The 18,469-nt window shown below is 66.8% G+C and carries 11 protein-coding genes; 8 read left to right on the top strand and 3 right to left on the bottom strand.

Features of this window, described 5'->3' with window-relative positions:
• Nucleotides 1-206: 206 nt before the first annotated feature.
• The 5 genes from BHE01S_RS16700 to def all read left to right on the top strand — a co-directional run bounded on the left by BHE01S_RS16700 (nucleotide 207) and on the right by def (nucleotide 9,302).
• Nucleotides 207-1,298 (top strand): DMT family transporter, encoded by a 1,092-nt coding sequence (locus BHE01S_RS16700; RefSeq protein ID WP_084068926.1) that lies wholly within the window; start codon nucleotides 207-209, stop codon nucleotides 1,296-1,298.
• Nucleotides 1,299-1,466: 168 nt separating this feature from the next.
• Complete coding sequence (smc, locus tag BHE01S_RS16695; RefSeq protein ID WP_042265816.1) at nucleotides 1,467-4,985, top strand: chromosome segregation protein SMC; 3,519 nt, start codon at nucleotides 1,467-1,469, stop codon at nucleotides 4,983-4,985.
• A gap of 126 nt (nucleotides 4,986-5,111) precedes the next feature.
• Nucleotides 5,112-6,395 (top strand): cell division protein ZipA C-terminal FtsZ-binding domain-containing protein, encoded by a 1,284-nt coding sequence (locus tag BHE01S_RS16690; RefSeq protein WP_042265815.1) that lies wholly within the window; start codon nucleotides 5,112-5,114, stop codon nucleotides 6,393-6,395.
• 307 nt (nucleotides 6,396-6,702) lie between these two features.
• Nucleotides 6,703-8,772, top strand: coding sequence for an NAD-dependent DNA ligase LigA (gene ligA, locus BHE01S_RS16680; RefSeq protein WP_042265812.1), 2,070 nt, complete (start codon nucleotides 6,703-6,705; stop codon nucleotides 8,770-8,772).
• The gene (def, locus tag BHE01S_RS16675; protein ID WP_042265810.1) at nucleotides 8,769-9,302 is read left to right on the top strand and encodes a peptide deformylase; all 534 of its coding nucleotides are present in this window, start codon (nucleotides 8,769-8,771) and stop codon (nucleotides 9,300-9,302) included. Before ligA ends, def begins: the two co-directional genes overlap by 4 nt.
• An 87-nt stretch (nucleotides 9,303-9,389) precedes the next feature.
• Here def and BHE01S_RS39870 read toward each other — a convergent pair whose 3' ends face one another.
• From BHE01S_RS39870 to map, 3 genes are all read right to left on the bottom strand, one after another.
• Nucleotides 9,390-11,174, bottom strand: coding sequence for a pseudouridine synthase (locus BHE01S_RS39870; RefSeq protein ID WP_407669527.1), 1,785 nt, complete (start codon nucleotides 11,172-11,174; stop codon nucleotides 9,390-9,392).
• Between the two features lie 266 nt (nucleotides 11,175-11,440).
• Nucleotides 11,441-14,020 (bottom strand): [protein-PII] uridylyltransferase, encoded by a 2,580-nt coding sequence (locus BHE01S_RS16660; RefSeq protein ID WP_042265809.1) that lies wholly within the window; start codon nucleotides 14,018-14,020, stop codon nucleotides 11,441-11,443.
• 281 nt (nucleotides 14,021-14,301) lie between these two features.
• Nucleotides 14,302-15,123 (bottom strand): type I methionyl aminopeptidase, encoded by an 822-nt coding sequence (gene map / locus BHE01S_RS16655; protein WP_042265808.1) that lies wholly within the window; start codon nucleotides 15,121-15,123, stop codon nucleotides 14,302-14,304.
• A 483-nt stretch (nucleotides 15,124-15,606) separates the two neighbouring features.
• On the opposite strand from map, the gene rpsB reads away from it, so the two are divergent.
• The 3 genes from rpsB to pyrH all read left to right on the top strand — a co-directional run bounded on the left by rpsB (nucleotide 15,607) and on the right by pyrH (nucleotide 18,428).
• Entirely contained in the window at nucleotides 15,607-16,362 is a 756-nt protein-coding gene (gene rpsB, locus BHE01S_RS16650; RefSeq protein WP_042265807.1) for a 30S ribosomal protein S2, read from the top strand.
• A 210-nt stretch (nucleotides 16,363-16,572) separates the two neighbouring features.
• The gene (tsf, locus tag BHE01S_RS16645; protein WP_042265805.1) at nucleotides 16,573-17,454 is read left to right on the top strand and encodes a translation elongation factor Ts; all 882 of its coding nucleotides are present in this window, start codon (nucleotides 16,573-16,575) and stop codon (nucleotides 17,452-17,454) included.
• 257 nt (nucleotides 17,455-17,711) lie between these two features.
• Nucleotides 17,712-18,428: a UMP kinase gene (gene pyrH / locus BHE01S_RS16640; RefSeq protein ID WP_042265870.1), complete on the top strand. Its 717-nt coding sequence runs from the start codon at nucleotides 17,712-17,714 to the stop codon at nucleotides 18,426-18,428.
• Nucleotides 18,429-18,469: the final 41 nt, after the last annotated feature.

Raw genomic sequence — 18,469 nt, 5'->3', positions numbered from 1 at the left:
CGGACGCGCGGCGCGGCGTTGCGGCTGCAAGCGGTCGATTATAGCGTGGCGCCGCCGCCGCTGCGGGCGCCGGCCGGATCCCGCGCGCTCGCCGCCGGTGCTTGCCGGGCGACGAAATAAAGGAAAAGCATGAAATCTTCGAACGGCGTTTCGGGCCACGACCCGTGTGCCGCGAACGCGTTGCAGCGCCAAGGCAGGCGCGAGCCATGAGCCAGGGCACGAGCTTGCGCGCCGCCTGGCCGACGCTCGCCATCATGATTGGCGCGTCCGTCTGGGGTTTTGTCTGGTATCCGCTGCGCATGCTGGCGGCCGCCGGGCTCACCGGCACGGCCTCCAGCGCCGCAACGAGCGCGGCCGGCTGCCTCTTCGTGCTGGTGCTGCGCTGGCGCTCGCTCGCGAGCGTGCGCTGGCACTGGGTGCTGCCGATGCTCGGACTCGCCGCGGGCGTGACCAACGTCGGGTTCGTGTGGGGCGCGATCCACGGCGAAGTGATGCGCGTACTGCTGCTCTTTTATCTGACCCCGGCGTGGACGGCGATCTTCGCGCACTTCATCCTGCACGAGCGCCTGAACTGGGCGGGCGGCGCGCTTGCGGCGCTTTCGCTGCTGGGCGCGGTGCTGATGCTCTGGTCGCCGCGGCTCGGCGTGCCGCTGCCCGCCAGCGCGGCCGAATGGGCGGGGCTGATCGGCGGCATGGGTTTCGCGATGAGCAACGTCCTCGTCGTGAAGACGAGCCGCGTGCTGCCGCACATGAAGCCGGAGATGCGCACCGCCGTGATCTTCGCGGGCGCGGCGCTATTCGGCGCGCTGACCTCCTGTTTCGAGCCGATGACGGCTGCGCCGGCCGGCGAGCACCTCGCGCGCGTCGTGCTGCTCGTGCTCGCGCTCGGCATCGTGCTCGGCACCAACAACATGCTCGTTCAGTACGGACTTGCCCGGGTGCCGGCGAACCGCGCTTCGATCATCATGCTGTTCGAGATCGTCGTGACGGCGCTCACGTCGTGGCTCTTCGCCGGCGAGACGCCGGGCCCGCGCGAATGGGCGGGCGGCGCGTGCATCGTGCTTGCTTCCCTGCTGTCGAGCTGGGTGCACCGGGCGCAGGACGCGCGCAAGGGCGGCACACACGCGAGCGCCGACGCGAGCGTCATGACCCACGCCGACACCAGCCGCACCGACGATGCGGACGACGCCGACAGCAGCGGCCCCGGCGGCGGCGATAGCAACGGCGGCGGCAGCGCAGGCGGCGGCACGGGCCCAGGGCCTTCCCGCGCGCGGAATGGCGCGCGCGCGATGGTATGATTGCCGCTGATTCCCGCCGGCCGCACGCGCGCATGCGCGTTCGTACGGCGAGCCGTGGCGGCTGCCAGTGCGCACTCCGCCGTCGCGCGATCGATACGTGGCGCGCGGCGGAGAGAGACATATGGCGCGGGCGGTCCCGTTCACCACTATTCAAACAGCGATATCGCCGTGCGTCTGACCTCGATTAAACTCGCTGGCTTCAAATCATTCGTCGATCCCACGCATTTCCAGGTTCCGGGCCAACTCGTCGGGGTGGTCGGGCCAAACGGCTGTGGGAAATCCAACATCATCGACGCGGTGCGCTGGGTGCTGGGTGAGTCCCGGGCGTCCGAGCTGCGCGGCGAGTCGATGCAGGACGTCATCTTCAACGGTTCCACCGCGCGCAAGCCGGGCAGCCGCGCGAGCGTCGAACTGGTGTTCGACAACGCGGACGGCCGCGCCGCCGGCCAGTGGGGCCAGTATGCCGAGATCGCCGTGAAGCGCGTGCTCACGCGCGACGGCACGTCGAGCTACTACATCAACAACCTGCCGGCGCGCCGGCGCGATATCCAGGACATTTTCCTGGGGACGGGCCTCGGCCCGCGCGCCTACGCGATCATCGGGCAGGGCATGATCGCGCGGATCATCGAGGCAAAGCCCGAAGAGCTGCGCGTGTTCCTCGAAGAAGCCGCGGGCGTTTCGAAATACAAGGAACGCCGCCGCGAGACCGAGAACCGCCTGCATGACACGCGCGAGAACCTTACGCGTGTCGAAGACATCGTGCGCGAGCTGTCCAGCAACCTCGAAAAGCTCGAAGGCCAGGCGGTCGTCGCCACGAAATTCCGCGAACTGCAATCCGAGGGCGAGGAAAAGCAGCGCCTTCTGTGGCTTCTGCGCAAGAACGAGGCAGCGGGCGAGCAGCAACGCCAGCAGCGCGCGATCGAGCAGGCACAGATCGACCTGGAGCGCCATACCGCGCAGCTGCGCGAAGTGGAAGCGCAGCTCGAAACGCTGCGCGTGGCCCACTACTCAGCAAGCGACGCCATGCAGGGCGCGCAGGGCGCGCTTTACGAAGCGAACGCCGAGGTGAGCCGCCTCGAAGCCGAGATCAAGTTCATCGTCGAGTCGCGCAACCGCGTGCAGGCGCAGATCGCGGCGCTCACGGCGCAGCGCGAGCAATGGCAAGTCCAGGCGCAGAAGGCGCAGGACGATATCGAAGACGCCGAAGAGCAACTGGCGGTCGCCGAGGAAAAGGCGGCGCTGGCCGAGGAAGAGGCGGCGGCGAAGCAGGAAGCGCTGCCCACGCTCGAAAACCGCTGGCGCGATGCCCAGGGGCAATTGAACGACGAGCGCGCGGGCATCGCGCGCACCGAGCAGGCCATCAAGCTCGAAGCCGCGCATCAGCGCAACGCCGATCAGATGCTGCAGCAGCTTCAGCAGCGCCACGAGCGTCTGAAGTCGGAGGAAGGCGGCCTCGACGCACCGGACGAAGCTCAACTCGAAGAGTTGCGCATGCAGCTGGCCGAGCAGGAGGAAGTCCTGCACGAAGCGCAGGCGCGCCTCGCCGACGCGCAGGAAACGGTGCCGCGCCTCGACGCGCAGCGCCGCGCCGCGCACGAGCGCGTGCAGGCGGAAAATGCGCAGATCCACCAGTTCGAAGCCCGTCTCGCCGCACTCAAGCAGTTGCAGGAAAACGTGCAGACGGAAGGCAAGATCCAGCCTTGGCTCGAACGTCACGAACTGGGTGCGTTGCCGCGCCTCTGGAAGAAGCTGCATGTCGAAGCGGGTTGGGAAACGGCGCTCGAATCGGTGCTGCGCGAGCGGCTCGCCGCGCTCGAGGTGTCGAACCTCGACTGGGTGAAGGCATTCGCGAGCGACGCTCCGCCTGCGAAGCTTGCGTTCTACTCGCCGCCGGCCGCGGGTCAGGCGAGCGCTGCAGTGGCAGGCCTCACGCCGCTGCTCTCGCTCGTGCGTATCGACGATGCGGGCTTGCGCGCGGTGCTCACCGAATGGCTCGGCTCGACCTACGTCGCCAACGACCTCGCCGAGGCGCTCGCCCAGCGCGCGCAACTGCCGGGCAGCGGTGCGTTCGTCGTGAAGGCGGGTCACGTGGTAACGCGCGTGGGCGTGCAGCTGTACGCCGCCGACACCGAGCAGGCCGGCATGCTCGCACGTCAGCAGGAAATCGGGAATCTCGAGCGCCAGGTGCGCGCTCAAGCATTGCTCGCCGACGAGGCACGCACGGCAGTCGTGCGCGCGGAAGCGGCGCACACGCAAGCCGCCCAGGTGCTCACGGATATGCGTCAGCAGGCCGAGCGCGCGACCCAGCGCGTGCACGCGCTGCAGATGGACGTGCTGAAGCTGACCCAGGCGCATGAGCGCTACACCGCGCGCAGTACGCAGATCCGCGAAGAGCTCGACGAGATCCGCACGCAGATCGAAGAGCAGCGCGCGTTGCGCGCGGAGTCGGAAGCGAACTTCGAGCGCCATGATGGGGAGCTCGCCGAGCTGCAGGCCCGCTTCGAGGACAACCAGCTCGCCTTCGAGGCGCTCGACGAGGAACTCGGCGCGGCGCGCAATGAGGCGCGCGACCTCGAGCGCGCGGCGGCCGACGCGCGCTTTGCCGCGCGCAACATGGCGAACCGCATCGAAGAATTCAGGCGCAACATTCAGGTCGCGCACGATCAGGGCGAACGCGTGGCCGCGTCGCTGGAAGACGCGCGCGCCGAACTGGAAACGATCAACGAGCAGACCGCACACACGGGCCTGCAGGATGCGCTGGAAATCCGCGCCCAGAAGGAAGACACGCTGCGCGCCGCGCGCGCCGAACTCGACGACCTGACGGCGAAGCTGCGCGCCGCCGACGAAACACGCCTCGCCGCGGAGCGCGCGCTGCAGCCGCTGCGCGAGCGCATCACCGAGCTTCAGCTGAAGGAACAGGCCGCGCGGCTGAATGGCGAGCAGTTCGTCGAGCAACTGCAGGCCGCGGGCGTCGACGAGGCCGCGCTGCAGGAAAAGCTCACGGCGGATATGAAGCCGTCGTACCTGCAAGGCGAAGTCACGCGCATCAACAACGCGATCGCGGCGCTCGGACCCGTGAACATGGCCGCGCTCGACGAACTGGCCGCGGCGAAGGAGCGCAAGACCTTCCTCGACGCGCAGTCGGCGGACCTCACGAGCGCGATCGAAACGCTCGAAGACGCCATCCGCAAGATCGACCAGGAAACGCGCACGCTGCTGCAGGGCACGTTCGACGAAGTGAACCGTCATTTCGGCGAGCTGTTCCCGCGCCTGTTCGGCGGCGGCCAGGCGAAGCTCATCATGACCGGCGACGAGATTCTCGACGCGGGCGTGCAGGTGATGGCGCAGCCGCCCGGCAAGAAGAATTCGACGATCCACCTGCTGTCGGGCGGCGAGAAAGCGCTCACGGCCACGGCCCTCGTGTTCGCGATGTTCCAGCTCAACCCGGCGCCGTTCTGTCTGCTCGACGAAGTGGACGCGCCGCTCGACGACGCGAACACCGAGCGTTTCGCGAACCTTGTTCGCGCGATGTCGGACAAAACACAGTTCCTGTTCATTTCGCACAACAAGATCGCCATGGAGATGGCACAGCAGCTCATTGGCGTGACGATGCAGGAGCAAGGCGTTTCGCGCATCGTCGCGGTCGACATGGAAACTGCGGCGGGTTTTGCCCAGAATTCGGTCTAACGGACGGCACGCGTTGCGTGGCCGGCGGCGCCGTCGGTGAGGCGGCCGCGGCGCGCAATGCGCTTGCCGGAGAAGCGGCGCGCGCAATGAGCGCGCCGTCGAAAAAGAATTGCTGATGGAGCATGCATGGACGAGTTGACTCTCGGGTTGATCGGCGCGGGCGCCGTGGTAGTCGGGGGCGTGGTGGTGTACAACGCGTGGCAGGGTGCGAGGGTGCGCCGGCGCATGCCGCGCCCAATGCCCGAAGAGGCAGTCGAAGCGACGCAGCGCGACGAGTTCCAGGAGCCGGGCCCGTTCATCGCACCGGCGCATGCATCGTCGCGCCGCGAGCCGTCGCTCGCGGGCAGCGCGGAAGCCGGGCGCGTGGAGCCGGGTTTCGGGACCGCGGCGCCGCTCGACACGCCGGCCGACATCCAGGCCGAAACGACGACACCCAACGGCTTTCCCGAAGCTGAATCCGGTGTGCACGAGGATGCCGACAAGGCGCCGGCTGCGAGTGCGGCTGCCCCGCAATCCGTGAAGGACGACGCCGACGAAGCCGAGCGCATCGAGCCGGTCATGCCGGCCGCCACGACGATCTCGTCGGCCCCGCCCGCCGTGGTTGACCGCCGCATCGACTGTATCGTGCCGATCCGGCTGGGCGCAGCGGTGGCGGGCGAGCGGGTGATTCCGTTTGCGCAGCGGCTGCGCCGCGCGGGCAGCAAGCCGGTTCACATCGAAGGCAAACCCGAAGGCGGCGACGGTTGGGAGCTGCTCCAAAGCGGCGTGCGCTACGAGGAACTGCGCGCGGCGGCGCAGCTCGCGAATCGCAACGGCCCGCTCAACGAGCTCGAGTTCTCGGAATTCGTGACCGGCGTGCAGCAGTTTGCCGACGCGCTCGACGCCGCGCCCGAGTTCCCGGACATGATGGAGACGGTCGCCATGGCGCGCGAACTGGACGGCTTCGCGGCGCAATGCGACGCACAGCTTTCCGTGAACGTGATGTCGGACGGCGCGCCGTGGTCGGCAAACTACGTGCAGGCGGTGGCTGCGCAGGACGGCTTGCTGCTTTCGCGTGACGGTACGCGTTTCGTGAAGCTCGACGCGAAGCAGAGCCCGGTTTTCATGCTGCAGTTCGGCGACACCAACTTCCTGCGCGACGATCTCACGTACAAGGGCGGCGAACTGATTACGCTGATCCTCGACGTGCCCGTGGCCGACGAAGACATCCTGCCGTTCCGCCTGATGTGCGACTACGCGAAGTCGCTCGCCGAGCGCATTGGCGGGCGCGTGGTCGACGACCAGCGCCGGCCGCTGCCGGAATCGGTGTTGCAGTCGATCGACAAGCAACTCATGACGCTGTATGCGAAGCTGGAGCAGGCCGGCATTCCGGCCGGCTCGCCGGCCACGCGGCGACTGTTCAGCCAGTAACGCCCAAGGCCTGCACGCGGCCAACAGACGAGGCGCGACGCCGCAAAGGCGCCGCGCCTTTTTTGCGTGCTGGCGATGCGGCATGGAGGACGCCGGCACGCGTGTTGCAGTGCGCTCAGGTCCGCATGACTGGATTTGGGCGTCAATGCGGCCGTCGCAGCGTTGGCCGTTCGGCCAGGACCTCGCCGAGGCCCGTTCGGCGGCGCACGAAGATGGTCCGAAGTTGGCCGTTCAGCCGATGCGACACGCGCCGCTTCCTGAGATAATCTGACGTCCGAAATCAACCCAACAGCGAGTTGCCCAAGGCATGGTCCGTACTCCCGCCCGTCCTCCCGAAGAAGCTACCGCTGCGCAGCGCGCGGTGTGGTTGCGCGCCGAACTCGAGCGTGCGAATCACGCCTACTACGTGCTCGACCAGCCGGAGCTGCCCGACGCGGAATACGACAAGCTGTTCGGCGAACTTCAGCAGATCGAGGCCGCGCATCCCGAGCTCATCACTCCCGATTCGCCCACTCAGCGTGTGGGTGGCGAAGTCGCCGGGGGCTTCGAGCCCGTGGTCCACGACGTGCCGATGCTGTCACTCAACAACGGCTTCGCCGACGAGGACATCGTGGCGTTCGACAAGCGCGTGGCCGATGCGCTCGGCAAGATCGAGGGTGCCGGAGTCGGCGCGGTCGAATACGCCGTTGAACTGAAGTTCGACGGCCTGGCCATCTCGCTGCGCTATGTCGACGGGGTGTTCGTCCAGGCGTCCACGCGCGGCGACGGCGCGACGGGCGAAAACGTCACGGAGAACGTGCGCACGATCCGCTCGCTGCCATTGCGGCTGAAGGGTAAGCACGTGCCGAAGGTGCTCGACGTGCGCGGCGAGGTGCTGATGTTCCGCCGCGACTTCGAGCGCATGAACCAGCGTCAGCGTGAGGCCGGCCACAAGGAATTCGCTAACCCGCGCAACGCGGCGGCGGGCAGCCTGCGCCAGCTGGATCCGAGAATCACGGCGCAGCGGCCGCTCTCGTTTTTCGCTTACGGCATCGGCGTGCTCGAGGGCGAACCGATGCCGGCCACCCATAGCGAACTGCTCGACTGGTACGCGGAGATGGGCCTGCCGGTCAATGCCGAGCGAGCGGTCGTGAAGGGTGCGCAAGGTCTGCTGGACTTTTTCCGCGCCGTGGGCGAGAAACGCGATGGCCTGCCATACGACATCGACGGCGTGGTCTACAAGGTGAACCGCCGCGACGAGCAGGACGCGCTCGGCTTCGTCTCGCGTGCGCCGCGCTTTGCGCTCGCGCACAAGTTCCCGGCCCAGGAAGCGCTCACGAAGCTGCTGGCCATCGACGTCCAGGTGGGCCGCACGGGCGCGATTACGCCGGTGGCGCGGCTCGAGCCGGTGTTCGTCGGCGGCGCGACGGTGACCAACGCCACGCTGCACAACGAAGACGAAGTGCGGCGCAAGGACATCCGCATCGGCGACACGGTGATCGTGCGGCGCGCCGGCGACGTGATTCCCGAGGTGGTCAGTGCGCTCATGGACCGCCGTCCGGCCAACGCCCACGAGTTCGTGATGCCGACCGAGTGCCCGGTCTGCGGATCGCGCATCGAACGGCTGCCCGACGAGGCAATCGCACGCTGCACGGGCGGTCTGTTCTGTCCGGCCCAGCGCAAGCAGGCGCTTTGGCACTTCGCCCAGCGCCGTGCGCTCGATATCGACGGCCTGGGCGAGAAGATCATCGACCAGCTGGTCGACCAGAACCTCGTGCGCACGCCCGCCGATCTCTTCAATCTCGGCTTCGGCACGCTCGCGCAGCTCGATCGCATGGCGGACAAGTCGGCGCAGAACCTGCTCGACTCGCTCGAGAAGGCCAAATCCACGACGCTTGCGCGCTTCATCTACGCGCTCGGTATCCGGCACGTGGGCGAATCGACGGCCAAGGATCTTGCCAGGCACTTCGGCTCGCTCGATCCAATCATGAACGCGTCGGTCGAGGAATTGCTCGAAGTCAATGATGTGGGCCCTATCGTCGCGCTCGCGATCCACGAGTTTTTTATGGAAGCGCATAACCGCACGGTGATCGAGCAACTGCGCGCGCCTGGCAAAGTAACATGGGCGGAAGGTCCGCCCGCGCCGAAGGCGCCGGTGGGCGTGCTGGCCGGCAAGACGGTGGTGCTCACCGGCACGCTGCCCACGCTCTCGCGCGACGAGGCGAAGGAGAGGCTGGAGGCGGCCGGTGCGAAGGTCGCCGGCTCGGTGTCGAAGAAGACCGATTACGTGGTGGCGGGCGCCGACGCGGGCAGCAAGCTCGCAAAAGCCGAGGAACTCGGCGTGCCGGTGCTCGACGAAGAAGGAATGCGCAAGCTCCTGGAGGGGCAAACGACATGATTCGCGAAATTCTCAGGATGGGCGATCCGCGCCTGCTCAGCATTGCCAGGCCCGTCGATCATTTCGATACGCCCGAACTGCACGAACTCATCGCCGATATGTTCGACACCATGCACGCGGCGAACGGCGCGGGGCTGGCTGCCCCGCAGATCGGCGTCGATCTGCAGGTGGTGATCTTCGGTTTCGAACAGAACGAGCGTTATCCCGAAGCGCCGGCCGTGCCGCAAACGGTGCTCATCAACCCGGTCATCCATCCGCTCTCGCACGACATGGAAGAGGGCTGGGAGGGGTGTCTTTCGGTGCCGGGCATGCGCGGCGCGGTGAGCCGCTACTCGATGATCCGCTACAACGGCTTCGATCAGTACGGCACGCCCATCGAGCGGGTGGCCGAGGGCTTCCACGCGCGCGTCGTCCAGCACGAATGCGATCACCTCATCGGCAAGCTGTACCCCATGCGCATTACCGACTTCTCGAAGTTCGGCTTTACCGACGTTCTGTTTCCGGAACTCGACCCGAACAGCGACGACTGAAGATCGAAGCATCAAGAAAAACGGGAGCCAGATGGCCCCCGTTTTCATTCGGCGCGGCGCCAGGCGCCGATGTGGCCGGATGTGGCTTTAGAACGCTTCGTCGGCGGCCAGATAACGCCATTGGCCCTGCGGCAGCGCGCCGAGCAGCACGCGGCCCATGCGCACACGCTTGAGGCCCACCACCTTGAGGCCGACCAGTTCGCACATGCGGCGGATCTGGCGCTTCTTGCCTTCGCGCAGCACGAATCGCAACTGCTCGCCGTTTTGCCAGCTCACCTGGGCGGGCTTGAGCGGCACGTCGTCGAGCGACAGCCCGTGGCGCAGCCGCGCGAGCAACTCGGGCGGGAAGTGCTGGTCGATTTCGGTCTCGATGTCGTTGTAGGTGACGCGCACGAGGTATTCCTTGTCGATGTCCGAGCTTTCGCCGATCAACTGCTTGGCCACGCGACCGTCCTGGGTCAGTACGAGCAGGCCAGTCGAGTCGATGTCGAGCCGGCCAGCCGGCGCCAGCGTGCGCAGATGCTTCGCCGAGAAGCGGATGCCCGAGTGGTCGCCGTCCCAATGATTCTCGCCGGTGATGAGCGTGGCGGCGGGCTCGTAGCCGTCCTCGGCCTGGCCCGACACGTAGCCCACGGGCTTGTGCAGCAGGATCGTCACCTGGCGCGCCTGCGCGGCGAGTGCCGCCGGATCGACTTCGATACGCTGATTCGGCGTGACCTTGGCGCCGAGCGTGTCGACGACTTCGCCGTCCACATACACCCAGCCTTTTTCGATCCATTCGTCGGCTTCGCGGCGCGAGCACAGGCCCAGTTCGGACATGCGCTTGGACAGGCGCAGGGTGTTGTCGCCGTCGACTTCCACCCGCGGCGTGCGGCGCGGTGCAGATTCGGCGGCGTCGGTGTGCCGCGGGGGCTTTTCGGCCGACTTGACGGGGCGGGCCGACTTGCGGGCGCCTCCGTTTTCTTCGACGCTGCGGCGTACGCGCGGCGCGGCGCTTTCACGGTCGTCGCGCGAGACGGATTTCACCGGGCGCGCGAAACTGCGCTCCGTTCTCTCGTCGCGGGCGCGTGCGGGGCGGCGCTCGTCACTGTCCGTGCGGCGCGCGAAGCGACCCTCGCCAGCTTCGCCGCGGCTTCGCGGCAAACGGCGATCGTCGCTTTCGGTGCGCCGTTCGAAGCGACGCTCGCCACCTTCTTCACGGGTACGCGGCGGGCGGCGATCATCGCCTTCGGCGCGTCGCGCGTAAGGCCGGGCGCCGCCTTCTTCACGGGCGCGCGGCGGGCGGCGATCGTCGCCTTCGGCGCGTCGCGCGTAAGGCCGGGCGCCGCCTTCTTCACGGGCGCGCGGCGGTCGGCGATCGTCGCCTTCGGCACGTCGCGCGTAAGGCCGGGCGCCGCCTTCTTCACGGCTGCGAGGAGGGCGGCGGTCATCGCCTTCGAAGCGTCGCTCGAAGCGACGCTCGCCACCTTCTTCCCGGCTGCGCGGCGTTCGGGGGTCGTCGCCTTCGGAGCGCCGCGCAAAGGGACGCGCATTACCTTCTTCGCGGCCGCGCGGCGGTCGGCGGTCGTCGCCTTCGGTGCGTCGCGCGTAAGGCCGGGCGCCACCTTCTTCGCGGCTGCGGGGAGGGCGGCGGTCATCGCCTTCGGAGCGTCGCGCATAAGGCCGGCCGCCACCTTCTTCGCGGCTGCGCGGAGGGCGGCGGTCATCGCCTTCGGAGCGCCGTGCGAATGGGCGTTCGCCACCTTCATCGCGACCGCGCGCAAATCCACGCGTCTCATCGCCTGAGCGACGGGCGGGCCGGCGCTCATCGCCGAAGCCGCCTTCGCGGCCAGGCCGCGCTGGACGGCTCGAACCGTCGCGCTCACGCGCCACGGCTGGCCGTGCCGGGCGCTCGCCCGGGCGCGTCTCGCCAGCGCGAGGCGTCGCGCGCTCGGCTGAGGCGCGCGCAGGCTTGCCCGTCGAGGTCTTCTTTGCAGCCGATGCCGGCCGAGCGTCCACTGGCCTCGCCTCTGCCGGCCGCGCCGGCTTGCGCGCGGTCGTGCTGCCGCGGCGGACGGGGGCGCGTTCCGGAGTGGTCGGGCGCGGATGTTTGGCTGTCAGTTTGGCTCGCATGGATCTGGGTATTTCGCTTGGGTCATTCACACTGCGATCGCGCGCAGCAATTCGGTTTCGACGTGAATCTGCCGGCGGTTGTCGGAGAGCCCCGAACCGTCGAGCAGAAACACGTCTTCCACGCGTTCGCCGAGCGTATTGATCCGCGCCGCATGGACGCCGACATGATGCTCCGCGAGCACGCGCGCGATGGAATAGAGAAGGCCCGGCCGGTCGTTCGCCGACACGGACAGGATGTAGTATTGGCCGCGCTCGTCGGCCCGCAGGTCGACGCGCGGCGTTACCGGGAAGGTCCGCGACAGGCGTGAGAGACGGCCCTTCGACGGCTCGGGCAGCGCATTGCCCGTCGCCTTCAGGCGCGCCGCGAGTTCCTGCTCGACGAGGTTCGCGATATCGCGGTAATGCACGTCGCCCTCGGTTTGGGCGACGATGAAGTTATCGAGCGCGTAGCCGTGGCGAGTGGTGCTCACGCGCGCGTCGAGCACGGACAGGCCGCTGCGATCGAAGTACGCGCACATGGTCGCGAAGAGGTCGGGGCGGTCCTGCGCGTAGACGAGCACCTGCAGCGCCTCGCCGATCGGCGATGGGCGGGCCCGCACGACGGGCTCCGACGCCTCGACGTGCCGATAGAGCACGCGCGTTTGCCACGCGATGTCGGCGGCGTCGTGGCGCAGGAAGTAGCCGACATCGAGCTTGTCCCAGAGCGCGCGGTGCGCGTGCTCCGGCACCGTCTCGAGGCGCAGCAGCGCGAGCGCAAGCTCCTGGCGCGTCTTGAGCTCCGAGTGCGCGTCGGGCTTGGCGCCGCCGAGCACGGCGAGCGTCGAGCGGTAGAGGTCTTCGAGCAGCTTGCCTTTCCAGTTGTTCCAGACCTTCGGGCTTGTGCCGCGGATATCGGCGACCGTCAGCAGGTAGAGCGCCGAAAGACGCCGCTCCGTGCCGACGAGCTCGGCGAAGCGCTTCACGACCTCGGGGTCGGTGATGTCCTGTTTCTGGGCGACCTGGCTCATCGTCAGGTGCTGCTCGACGAGCCAGACGACCAGATCCGCGTCGTCGCCCGTGATGTCGTGCTCGCGGCAAAAGCGCCGCGCGTCGGCCATGCCGAGCTGCGAATGGTCCCCGCCGCGGCCCTTGGCGATGTCGTGGAACAGCGCCGCGACGTAAAGCACCCACGGGCGTTCGAAGTTCGCGATGAGCTGGCTGCAGAACGGATACTCGTGCGCATGCTCGGCCACGGCGAAGCGGCGCATATTGCGCAGCACCATCAGAATATGCTGATCGACCGTGTAGACGTGATACAGGTCGTGCTGCATCTGGCCGACGATGCGGCGGAAGTTCAACAGATAGCGCCCGAGTACGCTCGTCTGGTTCATGAGCCGCATGGCGTGCGTGATGCCGGCCGGCTGCTTGAGGATCTCCATGAAGAGCCGGCGGTTTTCCGGGTCGCGGCGCCAGCGCTGATCCATGGTCTCGCGCGCGTTGTAGAGCGCGCGCAGCGTGCGCGCCGACAGCCCCTTCACGCCGGGCACCTGCTCGTAGAGCAGGAACGCTTCGAGAATCGCGTGCGGCTCGCGTTCGAACACGTCGTCGCTGACGATTTCCAGCATCCCCTGCTTCTCGACGAAGTGCCCGGAGAGCGTGCGCGTGATGCCGCTCGTGCTCGGGAAGAGCTGCGCCTCGATATTCTGGATCAGGATGGTGGACAGCTGCGTGACCGCCTTCGCGGCCCAGTAGTAGCGGCGCATGAGCTGCTCGCTCGCACGCCGCGCGCTGCTGGCCTTGTAGCCGAAACTTTCGGCCACGGCCGTCTGCAGGTCGAACACGAGGATGTCCTGGCGGCGGCCCGCGATCACATGCAGGCGCGCGCGCAGCGCCTTGAGAAATGCCTCGTTGCGGCGCAGTTCGCGCGCTTCGCGCCCGGTGATGAGACCGCGCTGGTCCAGCTCCTTCCAGCTGCTGCCGAAGGCGGCGGCTTCGGTGATCCAGAGAATCAGCTGCAGGTCGCGCAGGCCGCCGGGGCTTTCCTTGACGTTGGGTTCGAGCGCATAGGGCGTGTCCTGGAAGCGCGCATGGCGCTGACGCATTTCGAGCACCTTCGCCTGGAAGAACGCACGCGGGTCCATGGCGTCGCGATAGCGCTGCGCGAAGTCGCCGAAGAGCGTCGCACTGCCCGTAATGCGGCGCGCCTCGAGGAGCGACGTGCGCACGGTGACGTCGTTGGCGGCTTCTTCGAGGCATTGCGAGACGCTGCGCACGCTGCTGCCGATATCGAGTCCGAGGTCCCACGCAAGGCCGATGAACCGCTCGATGCGTGCTTCGAGCGGTGCGAGCGGCTCGTCGTCCGGCAGCAGCACGAGGATATCGACGTCGGACCAGGGCGCAAGCTCGTCGCGCCCGAAGCCGCCCACCGCCGCGAGCGCCAGCGTGGCCGGCAGCTCGCACAGGTTCCAGGCGCGGCGCAAGGTGTCGTCGGTGGTGCGGGCGAGGGCGCGCATCAGCGAGTCGACATTGGTCGCGGTCTTGAAACGCTCGAGCAACTGGGCCTTGGCGGCCTTGTAGTCGGACTTCAGCGACGACGTATCGGGAACGGCGACAGCGGGAACGCTCATGGGCTCGGGTCGTGTCTGGCGTGGTTGGGCAGGGGGCCGGTCGTGCGCGCGGCAGGCCTCGCGGTGGCCGGTGGCCGCGTTGATTCGTCAGTTAGCGCGTCGGCTGCCTTGCGGGCTGCCTCAGCGTGTTGCGTGCTGCGCGCGCCGGGCGCCGGGCGCCGGCAGCATGTCGTGCCTCGCTCGCGTTGACGGACGGGCCCGAGGCGCAGGCCGCCTTCTGCGATCGCGTCTATTTTGCGCCGGAACGCGCCACGAAGCGCATCCCGGCCTTTTTCCGGCAGTCAGGCCGCCGTGCCCGCCATTTGCGCGACGATGGCCGGCCTGGCGGGCGTACCCGCCGAGACCGTCAGCACTTCGTAGCCCGTTTCGGTCACGAGTACCGTGTGCTCCCACTGCGCCGAGAGACTGCGGTCCTTCGTCTTGACGGTCCACTGGTCCGGCATGGTGCGAATGTCGCGGCGGCCGGCGTTGATCATCGGCTCGACGGTGAAGATCATGCCGGGCACGAGTTCGATGCCGGTGCCGGGGCGGCCGTAGTGCAGGACCTGCGGGTCCTCGTGGAACACCGTGCCGATGCCGTGGCCGCAGTATTCGCGCACCACGCTGTAGCCCTGGCTTTCGGCGTAGCGCTGAATGGCATGGCCGATATCGCCCAGATGGCCGCCGGGACGCACCTGGTCGATGCCGAGCCACATGCATTCATAAGTGGTCTGCACGAGGCGCCTGGCGAGGATCGAGCCTTCGCCGACGATGAACATGCGGCTCGTGTCGCCGAAATAGCCTTCCTTGATGACGGTGATGTCGATATTGAGCGCGTCGCCGTTCTTCAGCGCCTTGTCGCCGGGAATACCGTGACAGATCACGTCGTTCACGGAAGTGCAGATCGCCTTCGGGTAGGGCGGATAGCCCGGCGGCTGATAGTTCAGCGGCGCGGGCACCGTGCCCTGCACGTTGGTCATGTATTCGTGGCACAGGCGGTCGAGTTCGCCCGTCGTCACGCCCGCGGTGACGAACGGCGTGATGTAATCGAGCACCTCGCTCGCCAGCCGGCAGGCGACGCGCATTTGCGCGATGTCTTGTTCGTTCTTGATCGAAATGGCCATGGTATGCGCCCGGAAATGCAGTCGAATATTGAATTATCGCACCTAATGCTTGCGGTCGCTGACTTTTGAGAAGGCGCTCGCAATCCGGCATGCGCTTATGCGCGGTCTTATGCGCCGTATTCCGCGGGTAATAGCTGGCTTGAGTAAGGGGCAGGTTGCGTGCTATACTCGCTGGCTAAGTCGCTTCCCATATCTTTCGAATTCATCTTCGGGATTTATGCAGGCCGAACTATATGACCAGGTCGATGTGGTCAGGTCGGTCAGGCCAGGTCGGTCAGGCGACTGGATCCGCCGTTGCCGCGGAGCGCTTTGCCAAAAACAGATTTTGGCGGGCGCGCGAAGAACATTCGGAAGCATCTTCTTCAGGCAGCACACTCGCAAGCCGGCGCACCCAGGGTGTCGGGCGCGTCCATCTCCGGAAATGGGAGGGCGCACCGATACGGCAGCCGGCTTCAGACCCAAACCCTAGCGGAGAATTGAAACATGGCAGTTACCATGCGCCAGATGCTGGAAGCCGGTGTCCACTTCGGTCACCAAACGCGCTTCTGGAACCCGAAGATGGCCCCCTTCATCTTCGGTCATCGCAACAAGATTCACATCATCAACCTCGAAAAGACGCTGCCGATGTACAACGACGCGCTGAAGTACGTGCGTCAGCTGGCAGCGAACCGCGGCACGATCCTGTTCGTCGGCACGAAGCGTCAATCGCGCGACACGATCGCCCAGGAAGCGCAGCGCGCTGGCATGCCGTTCGTGAACGCGCGCTGGCTCGGCGGCATGCTGACCAACTTCAAGACGCTGAAGGTTTCGATCAAGCGCCTGAAGGACATGGAAGCCGCCGTGGAAGCGGGCGAGCTCGAGAAGATGAGCAAGAAGGAAGCGCTCCTGTTCGAACGCGAAATCGCCAAGCTGCAAAAGTCGATCGGCGGCGTGAAGGACATGGGCGGCATTCCGGACGCGATCTTCGTGGTCGACGTCGGCTACCACAAGATTGCCGTGACGGAAGCGAACAAGCTGGGCATCCCCGTGATCGCCGTGGTCGATACGAACCACTCGCCGGAAGGCATCGATTACGTGATCCCGGGCAACGACGACGCGAGCAAGGCCGTTGCGCTCTACACGCAAGGCGTGGCTGACGCGATCCTCGAAGGCCGTGCGAACGCGGTCAACGACGTGGTTGCAGCCGTGCGCGGCAACGACGGCGACGACGAGTTCGTCGAGGTCAATTCGGAGGCGTAAGCTGCCCCGTGTCCGGCAAGAAAAGGGGGCTTTCCATAGGCCCCTTTTTTTTAAGCCGCGACTTTCGTCGCCGCGTCACATGAGCGGCACCGTAGCCCTGTAGAAGCAGCTGTAAAAAAGCGTTTCACCGCAGGCTCAGACGGAAACGAATTTCTGCCGGCCGCGTCGAAAGGCGGGCGGCGTGTACCAGACAGACTCAAGGAGCGAATGATGGCGGCAATTACCGCAAGCATGGTGGCAGAACTGCGCGCGAAGACCGATGCGCCGATGATGGAATGCAAGAAGGCGCTGACGGAAGCCGACGGCGACCTGGCGCGTGCCGAAGAACTGCTGCGCGTGAAGCTCGGCAACAAGGCCAGCAAGGCCGCTTCGCGTGTCACGGCTGAAGGCGTGATCGCTTCGTTCATCGAAGGCGGCGCCGGCGCGATCGTCGAACTGAACTGCGAAACCGACTTCGTTTCGAAGAACGACGACTTCATCGGTTTCTCGAAGAAGGTCGCGGAGCTGGTCGTCAAGCAGAACCCGGCTGACGTCGCCGCGCTGTCGGCGCTGGCGCTCGACGGCTCGACGGTTGACGCAGTGCGTTCGGCACTCGTCGGCAAGATTGGCGAAAACCTCTCGATCCGCCGTTTCGCGCGTTTCGAAACCGCCAACAAGCTCGCTGCGTACCTGCATGGCACGCGCATCGGCGTGCTGGTCGAATACACGGGCGCGGACGAGCAAGTGGGCAAGGACGTCGCGATGCACATCGCCGCGATGAAGCCGGTCTCGCTGTCGTCGGACGACGTGCCGGCCGACCTGATCGCCAAGGAGCGCAGCATCGCCGAGCAGAAGGCCGCCGAATCGGGCAAGCCGGCTGAGATCGTCGCGAAGATGGTTGAAGGTTCGGTCCAGAAGTACCTGAAGGAAGTCTCGCTGCTGAACCAGCCGTTCGTGAAGAACGACAAGCAGACGATCGAGCAGATGCTCAAGGCTGCCGGCACGACGGTGCAGAAGTTCGCCCTCTTCGTGGTGGGCGAAGGCATCGAGAAGCGCCAGGACGACTTCGCTGCCGAAGTGGCCGCGCAAGTCGCTGCTGCAAAGCAGCAATAAAAAACGGCTCGGCCCGCCTCGCCGCGCCTGACGCGGCGGGCGGCAACCGCAGTTGTTGCAGCACCGCAGTCTGCTGAGTTGTAAGCCGTGGCGGAGCAATCCGCCGCGGCGGGCAGCGTAGCGGCGACGCGCATGGCAGTCCCCCGCCGTGCGCGGCGTCGGAAATCTTCGCTATTTCTGGCGGCGCTTGCCCGAAGCCGTATTTCACCCCTACAGTTTCAAGTTATTGCCCTTTGCGCGCGATCCTGGATACCTCCATGCCCACACCCGCCTATAAACGCGTCCTGCTCAAACTTTCCGGCGAAGCCCTGATGGGCGATGATGCCTTTGGCATCAATCGCGCCACGATCGAACGTATGGTGGCGGACGTGGCCGAGGTGGTGCGTCTGGGCACCCAGCTCGCAGTCGTGATCGGCGGCGGCAACATTTTCCGCGGTGTCGCGGGCGGCGCGGCCGGCATGGACCGCGCGACGGCCGACTACATGGGCATGCTGGCCACGATGATGAACGCGCTCGCGCTGCAGGACGCCATGCGTCACGCGGGCATCGAGGCGCGCGTGCAGTCGGCGCTGCGCATGGACCAGGTCGTCGAGCCGTACATCCGCCCGCGCGCGATTCGTCAGCTCGAGGAAGGCAAGGTCGTGATCTTCGCCGCGGGCACGGGCAACCCGTTCTTCACCACCGACACCGCTGCTGCGCTGCGCGGCTCGGAAGTCGGCGCCGAAGTCGTGCTGAAGGCCACCAAGGTCGACGGCGTCTACTCGGCCGACCCGAAGAAGGACCCGGCCGCCACGCGCTACTCGACGATCAGCTTCGATGAGGCAATTGGCCGCAACCTGCAGGTGATGGACGCCACCGCGTTCGCGCTGTGCCGCGACCAGAAGCTGCCGATCCGGGTTTTTTCCATCGTCAAGCCGGGTGCCCTCAAGCGCATCGTTCTGGGCGAAGACGAAGGTACGCTCGTCCACGTGTAAACTCTCGTTTCACGAGAGGTTCGAACACGGGCCGCGCCGCC

The organism is Paraburkholderia heleia NBRC 101817 (assembly GCF_000739775.1).
Taxonomy (GTDB): domain Bacteria; phylum Pseudomonadota; class Gammaproteobacteria; order Burkholderiales; family Burkholderiaceae; genus Paraburkholderia; species Paraburkholderia heleia.
The sequence above is the reverse complement of the archived record's forward strand: the minus strand, read 5'-3'. Positions and strand labels throughout refer to the sequence as shown.

What these genes read in the sequence shown, in the direction of transcription:
- BHE01S_RS16690 (WP_042265815.1), top strand. Translation starts at nt 5,112, where the DNA reads ATGGACGAGTTGACTCTCGGGTTGATCGGCGCGGGCGCCGTGGTAGTC.
- def (WP_042265810.1), top strand. Translation starts at nt 8,769, where the DNA reads ATGATTCGCGAAATTCTCAGGATGGGCGATCCGCGCCTGCTCAGCATT.
- rpsB (WP_042265807.1), top strand. Translation starts at nt 15,607, where the DNA reads ATGGCAGTTACCATGCGCCAGATGCTGGAAGCCGGTGTCCACTTCGGT.
- tsf (WP_042265805.1), top strand. Translation starts at nt 16,573, where the DNA reads ATGGCGGCAATTACCGCAAGCATGGTGGCAGAACTGCGCGCGAAGACC.
- ligA (WP_042265812.1), top strand. Translation starts at nt 6,703, where the DNA reads ATGGTCCGTACTCCCGCCCGTCCTCCCGAAGAAGCTACCGCTGCGCAG.
- pyrH (WP_042265870.1), top strand. Translation starts at nt 17,712, where the DNA reads ATGCCCACACCCGCCTATAAACGCGTCCTGCTCAAACTTTCCGGCGAA.
- BHE01S_RS16700 (WP_084068926.1), top strand. Translation starts at nt 207, where the DNA reads ATGAGCCAGGGCACGAGCTTGCGCGCCGCCTGGCCGACGCTCGCCATC.
- BHE01S_RS16660 (WP_042265809.1), bottom strand. Translation starts at nt 14,020, where the DNA reads ATGAGCGTTCCCGCTGTCGCCGTTCCCGATACGTCGTCGCTGAAGTCC.
- map (WP_042265808.1), bottom strand. Translation starts at nt 15,123, where the DNA reads ATGGCCATTTCGATCAAGAACGAACAAGACATCGCGCAAATGCGCGTC.